This is a genomic window from Paenibacillus sp. CECT 9249 (genome assembly GCF_918697855.1).
Taxonomy (GTDB): Bacteria; Bacillota; Bacilli; order Paenibacillales; family Paenibacillaceae; genus MSJ-34.
Genome location: NZ_CAKKLI010000016.1, coordinates 19,057 through 34,952, shown reverse-complemented (window position 1 = coordinate 34,952; position 15,896 = coordinate 19,057). Strand labels below are relative to the sequence as shown.

Sequence of the window (15,896 nt, the reverse complement as noted above, 5' to 3'; positions counted from 1 at the left end):
TGACTCCTCCTCTTAATGCTTTTTATATAAATTTGGGTAAAACCTGGAGTTAGGCCGGCTTGGCGGTTTTGAGCTTCTTCTGTCCCCGCTTGGCCGAGAAGTAATTGACGATCAGCACCGCGATAAGCACAACGCCGATCAAAATGTTGATCACCATGCCCGGTACGCCGAGCAAGTTCAAACCGCTGGATAAGATTTGGAAAATGCCCGCGCCGAAAATGACGCCGATCACTTTCCCGTAACCGCCGGATATGCTTGTGCCTCCCAGCACGGCAACGGCGATGCTCTGCAATTGATAAGAGCTTCCCAAGTCCACCTTGGCGGAATTGTAGCGGCTTGTCATAATAACGGCCGCGATGAACGCCATCAAAGCGGAGAACAAATAAACGTACATAATGACGCGCTTCGTATTAATGCCGGAGAACAGCGTCGCTACCGGGTTGTTGCCGGCCATGTACACGCTGCGCCCCCAGACGGTTTTGTTCAACATATACCATGCGGCAAGCGCGACGACCCCGAAGATGATGATCGGAAGCGGAATGCCCAATATATCGTTGTTGCCGATTACGGAGTAGCTATCCGGGAAGCCGGAGACGCTGTTCCCTTTCGTGACGAGCAGTATGATGCCTTTAAAGAGCGTCATCGTGCCGAGCGTCACCAGAATCGGCGAGACGCCGACGATCGAGACGAAAAATCCGTTAATCAGGCCGCAGAGCAGCGCGACAACGAGGCCGACGGCGAGCGCCGCGTATATCGGCATCCCTTCCACCATGCAATAGGCCATCGCCACACCGGAGAGCGCGGCGACGAACGTAATCGACAAATCGATGCCCGCCGTCAAGATCACAGCCATCATGCCTAAGGACAAGATGCCGAGCTCCGGAAGCTGAAAGAGCATGCTGTTCAAGTTATACGGATCGATAAAGCCCGGTACGAACACGGCCATAACCGCAAATAAACCGAGAAAGACCAATCCTAAAATCCATTCTTTGGAAAGTTTCATATTCGCTCACCTCTTTTCTATCCGTCCACTTCGACTTTGGCCAGCTTCATTTCTTCTCTTCTGCGCTTGATCATGTCATAGGAAACGGCGAGCAAAATGATCGCCCCTGTAATGATCTCCTGCCAAAATGTGTTGATATGGGCTAATATCAACCCGTTTTGCATGATGCCGAGCAGAAGCACGCCGAGGAACGTGCCGAGCATCGAGCCCGATCCCCCCAGAATATTCGCTCCGCCCAGGACGACGGCCGCAATGACCGTCAGCTCGAAGCCGTTGAATCCGTTCGGATCGACGCCTTTCGTATATGCGGTTTGCACGATCGCGGCGATGCCGGCCAGGAAGCCCATATAGGTATACACGAAAATTTGCACATTGCTGACGTTCATGCCGACGCGAACCGCCGAAACCGGATTGCCCCCGATCGAGAGAACCGAGCGTCCGATCGATAAATATTTCAGCACGAACCAGGTAAATATAACCGTAGCGAGAAAAATAACGATCAAAATCGATACGCCGGCGATTTTCAAGTTCGCGAAGCTGATGAAGCTTGCCGGCAGCGCGCTGCTGTTCATATACGCACCGTTCGTAATAAAGAGCGTCGCCCCGGAAATAATGCTCATCGTGCCGAGCGTGGCGACGATCGGCGGTATTTTCGTCTTGGAAACGAGCAGGCCGTTGATCAGTCCCATCAGCGCGCCGGCGATCGGCGCGACGACGAAGATGGCGATCAGGCTGAAGGAGCTTGCCTGCATCGCGACGGCGACTTTCCCGATTACCACCGTGACCGCGGCCGTAACCGCCGCAACCGATACGTCAATTCCGCCGGTAATAATGATCAGCGTCATGCCGACGGCCAGAATGCCCAGGACGGAATTCGCCTTCAAAATATCCATGATGTTCTCGCCCGTTAGAAAGACCGGATTGGCGATCGACAGCGCGACGACCAGCAGCAGCACGATCATGCCGATTCCGAGCTCTTTCGATTTGAACAAGTTAGCCATGCGCTTTCACCCCGCTTTGCGGCTTTGATTTCATTTGTTGCTGCGACCCGAGCAAGGCAAGATTCATAATTTTCTCTTGCGTCGCTTCTTGAATGCCGAGCTCCCCGGCGATCGTCCCTTTGCGCATAACCAGGATCCGGTCGCTGACAGCCAGCACTTCGCCCAAGTCGGACGAAATCATAATGATGGCCATGCCTTCCCGCGCCAGTTTGCGCAGCAGCCTATGAATCTCCCGTTTCGCGCCGATATCGATCCCGTTGGTAGGCTCGTCCACGATCAATATTTTCGGATGGGTCGCCAGCCATTTGGCGATAACAACCTTCTGCTGATTGCCGCCCGACATATTGCCGGTGTCCATATGCGGCAGATTCGGGCGAATATCGAGCGATGCAATGTATTCCTTCGTCAGCTCGAGTTCCTTCTTCGCCTGGATGCTGCCTAGCGCGTTGGTAAGCTTCTTAATGATGGCGAGCGTCGTATTGCGGACGATCGACTGCTGCAGCACGAGCCCTTCGCGTTGCCTGCTCTCCGGCACGTAAGCGATGCCATTCTTGACCGCCGCTTCCGTGGAGGGCAGACGCAAAGGATGTCCTTCCAACTCCATCGTGCCCGAATCGGGACGATGCAAGCCGAATAACGCATGCGCCAGTTCCGTCCGTCCCGAACCGACCAAGCCCGTAATGCCGACGATTTCCCCTTTATGCAGCGTGAAGGAAACGTCTTTGAAATTGCCCCGCTTGGACAGCGATTTCACTTGCAGCACCGGCTCGCCTTGCTGATGCTCGTCGCGCTCGACTTCTTCCAGCTTCCGGCCGACCATGAGTTGAATCAGTTTCTCTTCGTTCATCTCTTCCTTGTCGTATACGCCGATATATTTGCCGTCGCGCAATACCGTGATCCGGTCGGATACGGTGAACAATTCTTCCATCTTATGGCTGACGAAAAGAATCGCGATTCCTTTCGCTTTCAAATCGGCGATGACCTTATACAGCAGTTCGACTTCCCCCGACGATAGCGACGACGTAGGTTCGTCCATGATAATGAGCTTGGCGTCGAAGGCGATGGCGCGTGCGATCGCAACCAATTGCTGCTTGGCGATGCTCAGCTTCTCCAACGTCGTATTGACATCGATTTCAAAACCGAGCTCCTGCAGCGTTTGCTTCGCAATCCGGCGCATTTCTCCCCATTTGACGAGCTTGACGCTGCCTTTGCCGGCATCCCGGCCTGCGCAAATATTTTCCGCGACGCTTAAGTTCGGAAACAGGCTCAAGTCTTGATAAATAATCGAAATGCCTCGCAATGTCGCGTCGATCGGCTTGCTAATATTGGCTTGTTCCCCTTCAAAGACGAACGATCCGCCCAGGTCGGGCATTTCTACGCCGGCCAATATTTTAATTAATGTCGATTTTCCCGCTCCGTTTTCCCCGATCAGCGCATGAACTTCGCCAGGCCGAACTTCGAGCCGGACTTGATCGAGCGCTTTCACTCCGGGGTACGTTTTGCTTATGTTTTTCATTTCGAGCAACAGGTTACTCAACCGGAACACCCCCTAGAAACTCGCAAACTATGAAATATGAAATGTTAATTATTTAATAAAATAACGAATTATGTCATTAAAAAGCGTTGCAAATTCCGCTCGTCGATAAATTTCTCGACTTCTTCAATCGTCGGTATCCCGATTTGCGGCCCTAAACGCGTTACTTTTAAGGCGCTTACAACGCTGGCGAACCGCGCCGCCTGAAACAAATTTTTCCCCTCGGACAGCGAGCAGGCGAGCGCACCCGAGAATGTGTCCCCTACAACCGTGTCGACGGCTTCGACCGGAATCGCGTCGATGAACTCCCAATGTCCGGAAGCGTACACTAACGCGCCGCGATGCCCCATCTTAATAATCGAATTGTGAATGCCGATCGTTTCGAAGTAGCGGCACGCTTCGACCGCATCGTCCACGCCGTTCACATCGATCCCCGTCAAATATTTCGTTTCCTGCTCGTTCGGAATGAGGATGTCGGCGTACCGGATCGCACGCATCGTAATTCCTTCCACCGGAGCCGGATCGACAATGACGAGCAGCCCGTATTCCTTGGCGTACTTCATCGCCTGAACGACGGCTTCCTCCGCAACCTCAAGCTGTGCGAGCAGTACGCCGCATTCCTTGATGCGCTCCGCCGTCCGGTCGATATCGGCCGCGGACAATAACGCGTTGGCGCCGGGCGCGTTGACCATCGTTCTTTCCGCGATCGCGTCGATAATAATGGTCGTCAGGCCGGTGCCGGCCAGCGGCGTTCGTTTGACGGAAGTAATATCGATTCGATTGTTCCGCAAGTCCGCAAGCAAGTTGTCGCCGAAATAATCCGCCCCCACCGAACTGATCAGAACGGGCTCTTTCCCCAGCTTTGCTACGGCTGTTGCGGCATTTCCCCCTTTGCCGCCCGAAAGAACCATTCCCTTTTCGCCTGATATGTTCTCGCCGCGATTCGGGTACTTCTGCGTTGTAATGATAATGTCGGTGTTTAAGCTACCCACTATGCATATTTTTTTCATGGCGATGTCTCCTTGTCACATGTCCAATGTAACCACTTTCACATTTTTGTTTCAAGACATCCTCCGCAATTAAAACGATAGAAAACCAAGTCAAAAATGTTTCAAATAAAAAAAGCGAAACAAAAATGGTTTTTGTTTCGCTAATGCGCCAGAAAGACATTCAAGCCTTTATTTTTTAACAAAGTCAAATTGTTGACGGACAGTCCCTGGTCGATGACCAATTTATCCAATTGCTTCAGCCCTACCAAGCTTGTCAACGACCGTTTGCCGAACTGGTTATGATCCGCCATCAGAATGACTTCGTCCGCGTTTTTAATGAATTGCTGCTTCACTTGCCCTTCCATTTCGTCGTTCTCGAAAACGCCGAATTCCAGATCGAAACCGCTGCAGGACATAAAATATTTGCCTAACCGATAATTGTCCACCGATTTCTCGGCCATTGCCCCGACGAAGGAGGATAGTTTGTGATTGACGTATCCCCCGATCGTAATTAAACGAATATTCGGCTTATTGATAAGCTCCAGCGTAATCGGGATCGAATTGGTGATGACGGTAATTTCGCGGTCGTCCAGCTCTTTGGCAAGCTGCAACGAATAATCGCTGCTGTCGAGTCCGATAATGTCGTCCTCTTCAATGAACTGCAAAGCCTCCTTCGCAATCGAAATTTTCACGTCCAGATTGGAGATTTGCCGCTGAAGCGGCGTATGTTGAACCAATACGGCCCCCCCGTGCGTCCGCTGTATCAGCTTCTCCTTCTCCAACGCTTCGAGGTCTCTGCGAATCGTTTCCTTCGTTACATTGAACTTGCGGCTCAAATTCGCAACATAGACGGTACCCGATTGCACGATCAAGTCGTAGATTTCTTTTTGCCTTTCTACGGCCAGTCTGTTTTTCTTCATCATCCTGTTGTTTTCTCCTCGTGCATGTTTGCTTTATTTTGCCTTTTCCTTTTGATTATTATGAAAAACAACTCAAAACACACATCAAAAACGCATGTTCAAATAAGAAACATAGCGTAAACAAAAAGAATGCGTTTCCCGTTTTTGCTTTTCATTCGGATTCGTTGCAATCAATCGTTAAGGGAAATGGACATCGCAGGACATTTCACGCTGCCCGTGCGAGCGGAGACCGGTCGATCAGCACATGAAAAAGATAAAAAGAGGGGGGGGTGGAGAACATGCAGGCTTGGCTGCATTATACTCGAAAAGAGCCATCCTCACAAGTGGCGGCATTCGATTTGCCGTCCTTGAAAACGGAATGCAACCGCTAAAATGAAAAAGCATAGGCCGGGGCAGCCAATGCTTCCATATCTTATGAATATGCCTTCAGCGAACGGAACAACAGCTCCCAGAAACGTTCGGTATCGATTCCTGTCGCGACTTGCACGTTCGGCTTGTTGCGCGTAACGCCGATTAAGTCGACTACGGTCCGGCCTGCCGTTATCTCGCCTTTCGTTTCAATATCCACATATAAGTCTTCGGTCGTCAGAATGCCGGGGTCGATGACGGCCGCCACCGCGCACGGATCGTGCAAAGGACCGCCCTCCATATGGTAGAACGATTGATAAGATTTGCTGAAAAAAGAAAGCCATAAAGCGACAATATCGCTTACGGGGTTGCGCAGCGCGCGAATCGATTCGACGATTTGCGGCGTCGCGATCACTTGATGGGTTACGTCAAGCCCGATCATCGTAATCGGCACTCCGCTATGGAACACGATTTTGGCGGCCTCCGGATCGACCAATATATTGAACTCCGCCGACGGGGTGCGGTTCCCTCTGCCGATGGCTCCGCCCATCAGCACCATTCGCTTGATTTTGCTCTTCAATTCGGGGTAAGCGAGCAGCAACACCGCAATATTCGTAAGCGGGCCGACGGGAATTAAAGTAACCGGCCCGTCCGCCTCGTCAATCGCCTTTTTGAGCCAATCGACCGCGTTGAACGACGTAATCGCCGCATCGCTCTCCGGCAAATCCACGCCGTCGAGTCCGGTTTCTCCATGAATCATCTCGGCAATAATCGGATCGCGCATCATCGGCCTCGCATGTCCGCGGGCGATCTCGATGCTCCGGCCCGTTAAAGCGACGACTTTACGCGCGTTTTCCGTCGTCTTCTCAAGCGTTTGATTTCCGGCAACCGTCGTAATGCCGAGAAGTTCCAGCTCAGGAGCTTTGGCGGCCATCAAAATGGCGATCGCGTCGTCATGTCCCGGATCCACGTCAAGAATTACTTTTTCCATGTTGTCTGCCTCCTGTTCCATGTTTGCCCTATCCCTGCATGCAAATCGCACATCGGCTTGTTTTATCATTGTATGCGTTTTCAAGGATGAGTATAGTGTACTGCCGTCTCGCCCAAGTTGTCAATCGCAGACCGAGCGGCACGCAGCCGCACGGTCCATAACGCTTCAATTAATTCCCCCCATACATCGTGACGATCGACTTCGCTTGGCCGATAACGCTCTCGCGCAATTCGGGCGGCGCAAGCGCCTCCGCAAGCGGCCCGTACCCGAGCAAAATTTCGCATGCTGACGAAAGCGTATTAAATTCGACGTCCGCCTCGATCCAGCCGTTCTCCGCAGGTTCGGTGCGAATAAGCTTCAAGTAACGCTGCTGGCTCATCCGGGGCAACGCCTTTTCATGGAAACGCAGCCGTGCGGGATAGCGGGGCAGTTGCTCCTTGAATTGTTTCGTCGATTGCTCCCAGTATGAGGCCAAATCGAACGAATCCGGGCGTTGAAACGACTCTTCCAAGAGTCTTGGATTGGCAATGCGCGAAATCCGGTACGTGCGTATGTCTCCTTCCGCCGCGGCGACAAGATACCAAATGGCGCCTTTGGCGACCAGGCCCAACGGTTCGACAATCCGTTCCGTTACTTCTTCGTCCCGGGAATACTGCATGCGCAGCTTCTTTTGCTGCCAAACGGCGTCTTGCACGATCGGCAAGGCGGGAAGCGACTCGGCCGATTGATGCCACCCCGCTCCGTCGATATGAATGCGTTCGCGCACCATGGCGGCATCTTCGCGGAGACGCGCGGGAAACGCGGCGACCAGTTTCTGAAACGCATCGTGAAATACGTTGTCCAATCCCAGATCGCTCAGCAGCGAGGAAGAATGCGCCAGCAGCAGCGATTGCATTTCTTCCGCTTTCAACCCGGTCAAGTTCGTCCGGTATCCTTCCGCGAGCGCCCATCCGCCCTGCGCCCCCCGTTCGGCGAATACCGGAATTCCGGCTGCGCTCAAAGCCTCCATATCGCGATGAATCGTCCGTTCGGACACTTCCAGCTTCTCCGACAGTTCCCGCGAACTCAACCGGCCGTTGTTTTGCAACAATAAGATGATGGATATTAATCGGTCCGCTCTCAAATTCTCTCCCCTTCCGGGCTCTCGCCCGTTGCCGCATTTCTACTTATTATATGACATTTGATGTCATAAACCAAAATCATGTTGGCGCTGCTTCCGCATTCGATGAAAACGAATTTCTAAAAATCTTTATTGTTGTGTAATTACTGTTTATAATATATACTGTTTATATATAAAACAGTTTATCAGATATACAAAAGAAAGGATGAATGAGGATGGATCGGTTCGCTATTGAAATTTCAGGTTTGCGCAAATCGTTCGGAAAGCAACTCGTCCTGGACGGCATCGACCTTCACGTGCCCGCCGGATCGGTTTTTGCGCTGCTTGGCCCTAACGGCGCCGGCAAAACGACATTGATCCATATTTTATCGACGCTTGTCGCGTCCGACGAAGGTTCGGTTCGCGTAGCGGGGTATGATGTCGCAACGCAAAAAAACGAGGTGAAGCGTTCGATCAGCCTGACCGGGCAATTCGCCGCCGTCGACGAAGTGTTAACCGCCGAAGAGAATTTGCGCATGATTTGCAGATTATCCGGGCTGTCCGCGGCGGAATCGCGGATCCGAACGGCCGAACTGTTGAAGCGATTCGACCTTGAGGCAGCGGCCCGCAAGTTGGTCAAGACGTATTCGGGAGGGATGCGCCGCCGCCTGGATATCGCCGTCAGCCTGGTCGTCAGCCGGCCGGTGCTGTTTCTGGATGAGCCGACGACAGGCCTTGATACGCGCAGCCGCCGCGCCCTATGGGACGTAATTCTTGAGCTCAAAGAACGAGGCATTACGATTTTTCTCACGACGCAATACTTGGAAGAAGCGGATCAACTCGCCGATACGATTGCAGTCATCGCCGATGGGCGCGTTGTGGCGCAAGGGTCTGCGGAAGAACTGAAATCGCGCGTTGGCGGCGCCGTGCTGGAACTCTATAATGCAAATGACGAAATCATCCGTAAAATTCCGACCAGCGGCAGCATTCATGATGTCAGCAAAGCGCTGCAAAACGCGGCCCATCAGGTACCGCAAGGAACACGCGTCAATCTCACAAGACCCAATATGGATGATGTGTTTATCGCATTGACAACGAAAGAAACGGAGGAGGCAATCGGATGACAACACCGACCCATATCACGAAATCGGCATCTTTCGGCGTAACGAACGCCGTCTTCATCGGGCGAAGCATTCGCCATAGTATGCGTAATATAGACGCTCTCATTATGGCGATCATGCTTCCTGTTATGCTTATGTTGTTGTTTACCTATGTATTCGGCGGAGCGCTTGATTCCAGCGGGCAATACGTGAACTATGTCGTGCCGGGCATTATATTGCTATGCGCCGGATTCGGATCGTCAAGCACCGCCTACGACGTAGCGACGGACATGACGAACGGCATCATCGACCGGTTTCGTACGATGCCGATTCGGAGCATGAGCGTCATTACCGGCCATGTCGTCGCAAGCTTGGCCCGGAATATGCTGGCGACGGGCATCGTCATTGGAGTGGCCTTGCTCATCGGCTTTCGCCCCTCTGCCGGCGCAATCGGATGGATCTTGGCGATCGGGATTATCGCCTTGTTCATCCTGACGATGACATGGCTGTTCGCCGCCATAGGTCTTGTCGCCAGCAGCCCGTCGGCTGCAAGCGGATACGGCTTTATTCTGCTGTTCCTCCCCTATCTGTCGAGCGCCTTCGTTCCGACGGATACGATGCCGGCATGGCTGCGCGGCGTGGCGGACAATCAGCCGATCACGCCGGTCATCGAAGCGATCCGCGGACTGCTGATAGGAACGCCGGATTGGCGAAATAGCGGGTTGGCCGTCGGCTGGTGCGCTCTTATTCTGCTCGTCGCGATTTTATGGAGCGTTTTGACATTCCGCCGGAGAGCGGGACGGCGCTAGAGCGAACAACGGCTGCAGCGATTGCTGCAGCCGTTGTTTTGTTCCGCGCTGTTATTTTCCCTGATTGTCTTGCGATTCCTCTTGCAACTTTGCGTGAAGATAATACTCGATGCCGTCAAGAATCCGTTCCAACCCGAAATCCAAATCGTTCAATGCGGCATCCTCGTTTTCATGTTCGCCGGCATATACGCCCGACATGACAATAGGATGCAAATACGGATATTGATCCGCACGAACGAGCTTCTTGAGCGCCGCGCTATAATTGACGCCGCTGAACTGTTCGGGAGTGCATCCGGCCTGAAATGCGCGATTCATATCGCGGTGCAGAATCCCCATCGAACGCGCATAACCGCTGATCAAAAGAACGATGGCCATTTTCTCGTGCTCGTTGAACGGAAAATTCTTCATCGCCCGAAGCATCCAATCAACAAATTTCAGGTTGTTCGGACCAATCGGTGTGCCGGTAATCGGAATTTCCGCAAACCAAGGATGATCCGTAAAAATTTTAATGCATGCACTAGTATAATCGCGCATGGATTCGCGCCAATCCTTTTCGTCTTCCTCAGGCGGAATAGGGATGTCGCTTACAGCCTCTTGCATGAGTAGAAGCAGGTCCTCTTTGCTTGGAATGTATCTGTACAGCGACATCGCGGTATATCCTAATTCCGCTGCGACCCGGCTCATGGACACAGCGGAGAGACCGTCTTGATCCGCAATTTCTACCGCTTTCCCGACAATTTGGGAAATGCTCATCTCCCGCTTCGGTCCCCGCTGCGGCGGTTTTACCAACCCCCAGCTGATCGCCGCGCCTTTGGGCAAGTTTTTCGCTATTTCTTCTATTTCATCTATTTCGTCGTCTTTCGCCACGATTGCTCCCCCCAGTCCTCCAACGAAAAAAATTGTTTATCCTATAAACAGTATACCATATTTTTAACGAAAGGATAATGAACGGAAAATGAATGGAGTGTTACAAAGATGTTCGGTTTGGAAAATTAGCCACGAGCGATAGCGATGAAGCCATAAAAAAAGGCTGCCCCTGACAGGGGCAACCGTCTCATCGATTCCGAAGCTTTATATTCTCAGACTGACAACCAGCACGACCCCTAATATCAGCACCATAAAGCCGGCCAGAACCGTCAAATAACCGTTTAGCTTGACGGCTTGCGCTGAACCGTCACGAAGGCGTCTTCTCACCTTGCTTCCCCATATTCCGGTAATGATCAGAGCGAGAATGATGATCATCCCCCCGCCCTTTTCCATGACTTCCAGCCAAACAGGCTTACCCTTTCCCAAGCCCATCTGTATAATAAGGAATACTCCGCTGATTAGAACCAGAACGGCGCCGGGATGAGCGAACAGACTGAAGGTGCGGATAACCCTTTGGGCCAACGTGTTGCCCGTCTCCGAGCCTAATTGCTTTTGCAACATGCCGAGCACGACCGTTTTCGCCAAGAGCGCACCTAGCCACAGGAACAAACCGGCCAGATGCAGAAACAACCAAAATCCGAACATTTTGTTACCTCCTTCCTTTACTCCTGTGAAATTACTCTCCAATAGTTGTATTTACTTTGGTTTCCTGAACATTTTTCCCTTTACCGCCAGACAGGCTTAGTATGGAAGGAAGCAGCATCCCGCGAACGAGAAACGTATCCGTCAAAATCCCCAGCGTCATGGTCATTCCGAACAAGAACAGCTCCTGAAGCGGCTGTGTAATCAGAACGCAGAAGGTGGCAGCCAGAATAATCCCCGCCGAAGAAATGACGCTTCCGGTTCTCGAGACTCCCCTGCGGACGGCCTCTCTCCATTCGTATTTTCTCGCTTCCTCCTTGATCCGGGACACGAGCATAATGTTGTAGTCAACGCCTAAAGCAATAAGGAACACAAAAGTATAGACCGGCAGACGGTAGCTGACCGCCTCGTACCCGAGAACGTTGTGAAAGATTATCCAGCCCAGCCCCATCGTCGCTGTATAGGATAACAGGATGGTTGCCATCATATAAACTGCCAGTAAAATCGATCTCGTCTGCAAGGCGAGCATGATCGCAATAAACAGGGTAATCAGCGAGAAGGCGACCAGAATATCGCGTTGATTCATCGTGCGTACGTCCGCTTGCTCCGCAGTCTGCCCCGCATAGTACAGGGAATAACGAGACGGGTCCAGTCCGCTGTCTTTCAATAATGCGGCGCTCTTCCCCCTAAGCCCTTCTATCAAATCCAAAGCGGCCGGGTCGTAAGGATTATCCTTCAAGGTTACTTGCAGTTTGACGGCCGTTCGGGATTCCGCCATAAAGTTTCTGGGCAGAGACGCATCCGGTTTGGCCAAATCAGATGTTATCTCCGGTTTGATCTCATAAATACCATCCTCGCTTTGAAGCGATTCTGTGAGAGCCGCCAGTTTGTTGACAAAGGACTCCGTCAGTTCTATCTCCTTGTCCGAATGCAGCACGACGGAAACCGGTGCGAGTTTCCCCGGAGGAAAACGGTCCTCCAATATTTCAAAGCCTTGCCGTGAAGAAATATCTTCGGGGAAGGATTTCATCAAATTAAACGAATAGCTCATATTGCCGATGTTGAAGGAAGATGCGCCGAGCAGCAGCAGCAATACGATTGCTGTCGCCGCCGGTTTTTTAGTGACAAATGCACCCATGCCGGTCCAGAAGCCTTTCGGCTTGACCGCCTCATCCTGCAGTTTGGGAACGAAAGGCCAGAACACTTTTCTCCCGATCAGAGCAAATAAGGCGGGGATCAGCGTTAAACCTCCAATCAGCATGACGAACACCGCGACCGAAAAAACCGGGGCAAAATGATGATAAGGCTTGAAGACCGCAGTAAACAATGTGAGCATGGCTATAAAAACCGTAGCTCCGCTGAACAGAATCGGCTCCGCCACCTGAGCCATAGCGACCTTCATGGCATCATACTTGGAACCGATTTTCTTGAGTTCCTCCCGGTATCGGGAAATCACGAATAAGCAATAATCGGTCAAGACGGCGAAGAGCAGAATCATCATGATGGACAATGCTTGTTTGTCAATGACAAACCATCCGTTCATGGCTGCGATTCCCAACACACGATCCACGACCTGATAGACCATGACCGCAATGAGTAACGGGAGTAACGCAAGAAGCGGGGAACGGTAAATCAAGATCAGGATAACGAGAATCAGCCCGATCGTGGCCAGCATCAATACGAAATCCGCATTTTTAAAGAGGGTAATCGTATCCGACGCAATTCCGGCCGGGCCTGTAATTTCAAATTGCAGACCTGTCCCCTTAATTTGCTCAACGTGGCTTCTGATTTCCTTCAAAGTATCGTAGATTTGACTGGATTCCAGATCTTTTTCCAAAGCCACATTCAGCAGCAGAGTTGACTGGTCTTCCGAGAACATCTTGTCTTGAACGGCTTCGGGAAACCGGTGAAACGGCAGGGCGCTCGCGACATGCCGCGGCTTGTCTTCCGAAGCCAGCCACTCGCTAATCTGCTTGATCTTCTCACGATCTTCGGTCGGCATCTTCTCTTGACTATGAAATACGAGCAGAGCCACCAATCCGTCATTGGACGGAAAATACTCGTCCATAATCGCTTGCGCAGCGGCTGATGGGGTATTGTCGCGCACGCTTCCTTCCCCACTGCTGACCGCATAAGGCTTTGACCCCGGAGCGAGAGCGCTTAGAGCGAGAATAACGATCAGCCAACAAGCGATAACGATTTTGGCGCCTCTTGGGCTGCTGACCATCCGGGCCCAACGGTGAAAAAAACGATCCATTCCGACTTATAACCTCCTGTTCTGAGTCTGCCATGATTGTAGGACAGGAATATGAACGGACGATGAACGGAGCATTACAAATGCGGCAAAGCCGCCGCAAAACGACCGTCCCCAAGAAAAGGAACGGTCGTTCGCTATACAATATCGATATTTTTTATTTGATATACTCATTGCTTACTAATGCATCGGCAATCGCATCGGTCGGTATGACAAATTCCAACACGCCCATATACCCTGGGGCGACTTCGTATTTATCAAAGGAGATGACCAGTTTGCCTTGATCGTTAATGTAAAAACTTTGATCTTTTGCAATGGTTTCAAAACTCATTGGACCTTCTACCCAATAAACCTTTTCGGGGTCCGCCTTCATCTGCTCTCTCATCTGTTCCTTAATATTTTCGGTAATTAAGCTGATATAGCTATCGTCTTTAAATAAACTCGGCAAGGTGATCAAAAGTTGATTTTTCTTGTCTACCGTGTCGTATGAAAATATTGTCGAGGATGAACCAACCGTATTTACGACATATCTTCCTACGACGAGGATCTGATCATTGTCGGTTTTGATTACATAATCGCTTTCTACACCTACATGACCTCCGCCGTTATTCTTTAACTCCTCCATCTCAGCCGTGAAATCGTTATACAGTTTTTTGCTTTCTTCGAGATATTTGTTGTTTAAGGCGGCTTCTAACGTTTTATTTTCCATGTTCGTAACGGCAGGCACTTTAATATCGGCTTTGGCGGTCTCCTCATCTACTTGAAATTCTGTAAAAGTGAGCACCTTAACAAGCGAGCCGACCAACGGCACTTCCGATAAGGCATTTGCAAAGGCGGGACTGGCATTAATTCCTGCTATCAAGATCACAGCCGCCGCTCCGACCCCAACAAGAGGTTTCATCATGCTCACACGTCTTTTCTTTCTTTGCTGCAGGGCTTTCTTCACGACGAAATCCAATTCATCGGGAATAGGCGTATTCTTATATTTTCTTTTCAATTGTTCCAGTTGTTCGCTCATCTTACTTTACCTCCTCCAACATTTCGCTGTTCATTTGAATGCGAAGTTTGCGAAGCGCTTGATACAATCGCGTTTTTACAGTACTGACGTTTTCATTCATCACTTCCGCAATTTCTTCAATTTTTAAATCTTCAAAATATCGAAGAACAATCACAGTCCGATAAGGATGGGGCAATTCATCCATAGCCTTCTCGAGATCAATGTCCGGGTAGGCATCTTCCCTTGCCGGACTATGCAATTCCAATGTCTTATCGTCTACAAGCTGAACCCTCTTCTGTTTCCTTAGGAAATCGAGCGATGTATTCACCACGATCCTGTAAAACCAGCTTTTCATCGAACCTTCCGATTTTAAGGTTGTTGACGATGCCAGAGCCTTATGGATAGATTCCTGAACAATATCCAAAGCATTTTCCGCATTTTTCACATAACTGAAGGCCAATCGATACACATTCTCCTTGTTTTCCGTTATAAAACAAACGAGTAATTTCTCTAACGTGGAATCCATTTAAAAAACTCCCTTTAATACGCGTATCAAATTTTGTCGGTTAACCGAAAAAAACTTACTTTATTTTAGCAGTGCGAAAGACTTTTTCATGTCCAAATCGCTATTTGCCCCAGGATTGGCGCTGAATTCCTGATGATCGTCAAAAACAGCTTTGAGTTTATTGTCTGCCCAAGCCACGACAAGATGATTCACGTATCCGCCGTTTCCTCCTTGAGGGACTGTTACAATCATATCGTCCACTTTAAAACTGAAACTTTCTTTACGTGTTGATTTTTCATTTCTAATCCTCCATCTCCTATTTCGATAGCCTTACATTATGCAAGACGTGCGAGACAACTAAAAAGTTTGTTTCCGGTCTTCGTTCGGATGTATTCATTGAGATGCTCTCGATTGAGTCAGCAATCAGCGAAACGTAGGCCTCGGCTCCCTCCGTTTTCAGATGGACACCGTCCCCGGCAAACCAATCCGCTTTATCCGCACTGTAGGAATACCAGTCAATCAGCGTGACGTTGGCACGATCTTCGGCGGCTTGTGCCAGCATTTCGTTCACAGTAGCTTGCCACTTTCGCGGTACACGAGTGTTGACCAGCATGATCTGTCGTTCGTCCCCCAGGCTGTCCAGTACACCGTTCAATGTTTTGGACGAGAACGGTCCATTCGTTCCAAGTTCAATGATAACCACCTTTCCCAATTTCCGATCCGATTCGAGTTGTTTTGTATCTTCAAGCGCATCGGACATTTGCCGACCCACTTTACCGTCAATAACGATGCCGGGCAGAAATTCTTTCAGTTGGGGCTTCACACCGAGTATAACCG

At 50.7% G+C, this 15,896-nt stretch carries 16 protein-coding genes; 2 read left to right on the top strand and 14 right to left on the bottom strand.

Going from position 1 to position 15,896, the window contains the following annotated elements; genetic code table 11:
• Positions 1 to 49 precede the first annotated feature (49 nt).
• The 7 genes from LQ229_RS13550 to LQ229_RS13520 all read right to left on the bottom strand — a co-directional run bounded on the left by LQ229_RS13550 (position 50) and on the right by LQ229_RS13520 (position 7,909).
• Positions 50 to 1,003, bottom strand: a complete 954-nt coding sequence (locus tag LQ229_RS13550) for an ABC transporter permease (RefSeq protein WP_230192017.1) — start codon at positions 1,001 to 1,003, stop codon at positions 50 to 52.
• 17 nt (positions 1,004 to 1,020) lie between these two features.
• On the bottom strand, positions 1,021 to 2,004 hold the full coding sequence (locus LQ229_RS13545; RefSeq protein WP_216540335.1) for an ABC transporter permease: 984 nt from the start codon (positions 2,002 to 2,004) through the stop codon (positions 1,021 to 1,023).
• Positions 1,997 to 3,541 carry a sugar ABC transporter ATP-binding protein gene (locus tag LQ229_RS13540; RefSeq protein ID WP_230192016.1) on the bottom strand — a complete coding sequence of 515 codons (1,545 nt, stop codon included), beginning with the start codon at positions 3,539 to 3,541 and terminating at the stop codon, positions 1,997 to 1,999. The genes LQ229_RS13545 and LQ229_RS13540 overlap by 8 nt, the downstream gene beginning before the upstream one ends.
• A gap of 68 nt (positions 3,542 to 3,609) precedes the next feature.
• Positions 3,610 to 4,548: a ribokinase gene (locus tag LQ229_RS13535; RefSeq protein WP_230192015.1), complete on the bottom strand. Its 939-nt coding sequence runs from the start codon at positions 4,546 to 4,548 to the stop codon at positions 3,610 to 3,612.
• A 140-nt stretch (positions 4,549 to 4,688) separates the two neighbouring features.
• A complete protein-coding gene (locus tag LQ229_RS13530) occupies positions 4,689 to 5,450 on the bottom strand; it encodes a DeoR/GlpR family DNA-binding transcription regulator (RefSeq protein ID WP_230192014.1) in 762 nt (253 codons plus the stop codon).
• Positions 5,451 to 5,859: 409 nt separating this feature from the next.
• Entirely contained in the window at positions 5,860 to 6,786 is a 927-nt protein-coding gene (locus LQ229_RS13525; protein WP_230192013.1) for a nucleoside hydrolase, read from the bottom strand.
• A 169-nt stretch (positions 6,787 to 6,955) separates the two neighbouring features.
• Positions 6,956 to 7,909 carry a YafY family protein gene (locus LQ229_RS13520; protein ID WP_230192012.1) on the bottom strand — a complete coding sequence of 318 codons (954 nt, stop codon included), beginning with the start codon at positions 7,907 to 7,909 and terminating at the stop codon, positions 6,956 to 6,958.
• A 212-nt stretch (positions 7,910 to 8,121) separates the two neighbouring features.
• On the opposite strand from LQ229_RS13520, the gene LQ229_RS13515 reads away from it, so the two are divergent.
• Both LQ229_RS13515 and LQ229_RS13510 read left to right on the top strand, forming a co-directional pair.
• Complete coding sequence (locus LQ229_RS13515) at positions 8,122 to 9,009, top strand: ATP-binding cassette domain-containing protein (protein ID WP_230192011.1); 888 nt, start codon at positions 8,122 to 8,124, stop codon at positions 9,007 to 9,009.
• Positions 9,006 to 9,794, top strand: a complete 789-nt coding sequence (locus LQ229_RS13510; protein WP_230192010.1) for an ABC transporter permease — start codon at positions 9,006 to 9,008, stop codon at positions 9,792 to 9,794. Before LQ229_RS13515 ends, LQ229_RS13510 begins: the two co-directional genes overlap by 4 nt.
• A gap of 51 nt (positions 9,795 to 9,845) precedes the next feature.
• Here the strand turns inward: LQ229_RS13510 and LQ229_RS13505 are convergent, their stop codons facing one another.
• From LQ229_RS13505 to LQ229_RS13475, 7 genes are all read right to left on the bottom strand, one after another.
• Entirely contained in the window at positions 9,846 to 10,661 is an 816-nt protein-coding gene (locus tag LQ229_RS13505) for a TetR/AcrR family transcriptional regulator (RefSeq protein ID WP_230192009.1), read from the bottom strand.
• Between the two features lie 204 nt (positions 10,662 to 10,865).
• A complete protein-coding gene (locus tag LQ229_RS13500) occupies positions 10,866 to 11,306 on the bottom strand; it encodes a hypothetical protein (protein WP_216540326.1) in 441 nt (146 codons plus the stop codon).
• 31 nt (positions 11,307 to 11,337) lie between these two features.
• Positions 11,338 to 13,560, bottom strand: a complete 2,223-nt coding sequence (locus LQ229_RS13495) for an MMPL family transporter (RefSeq protein ID WP_230192008.1) — start codon at positions 13,558 to 13,560, stop codon at positions 11,338 to 11,340.
• Positions 13,561 to 13,714: 154 nt separating this feature from the next.
• Complete coding sequence (locus tag LQ229_RS13490; RefSeq protein WP_230192007.1) at positions 13,715 to 14,575, bottom strand: DUF3298 and DUF4163 domain-containing protein; 861 nt, start codon at positions 14,573 to 14,575, stop codon at positions 13,715 to 13,717.
• A 1-nt stretch (position 14,576) separates the two neighbouring features.
• A complete protein-coding gene (locus LQ229_RS13485) occupies positions 14,577 to 15,080 on the bottom strand; it encodes a sigma-70 family RNA polymerase sigma factor (protein ID WP_230192006.1) in 504 nt (167 codons plus the stop codon).
• A 60-nt stretch (positions 15,081 to 15,140) separates the two neighbouring features.
• Positions 15,141 to 15,320: a hypothetical protein gene (locus LQ229_RS13480; RefSeq protein WP_230192005.1), complete on the bottom strand. Its 180-nt coding sequence runs from the start codon at positions 15,318 to 15,320 to the stop codon at positions 15,141 to 15,143.
• Between the two features lie 55 nt (positions 15,321 to 15,375).
• Positions 15,376 to 15,882: a hypothetical protein gene (locus tag LQ229_RS13475; protein ID WP_230192004.1), complete on the bottom strand. Its 507-nt coding sequence runs from the start codon at positions 15,880 to 15,882 to the stop codon at positions 15,376 to 15,378.
• Positions 15,883 to 15,896: the final 14 nt, after the last annotated feature.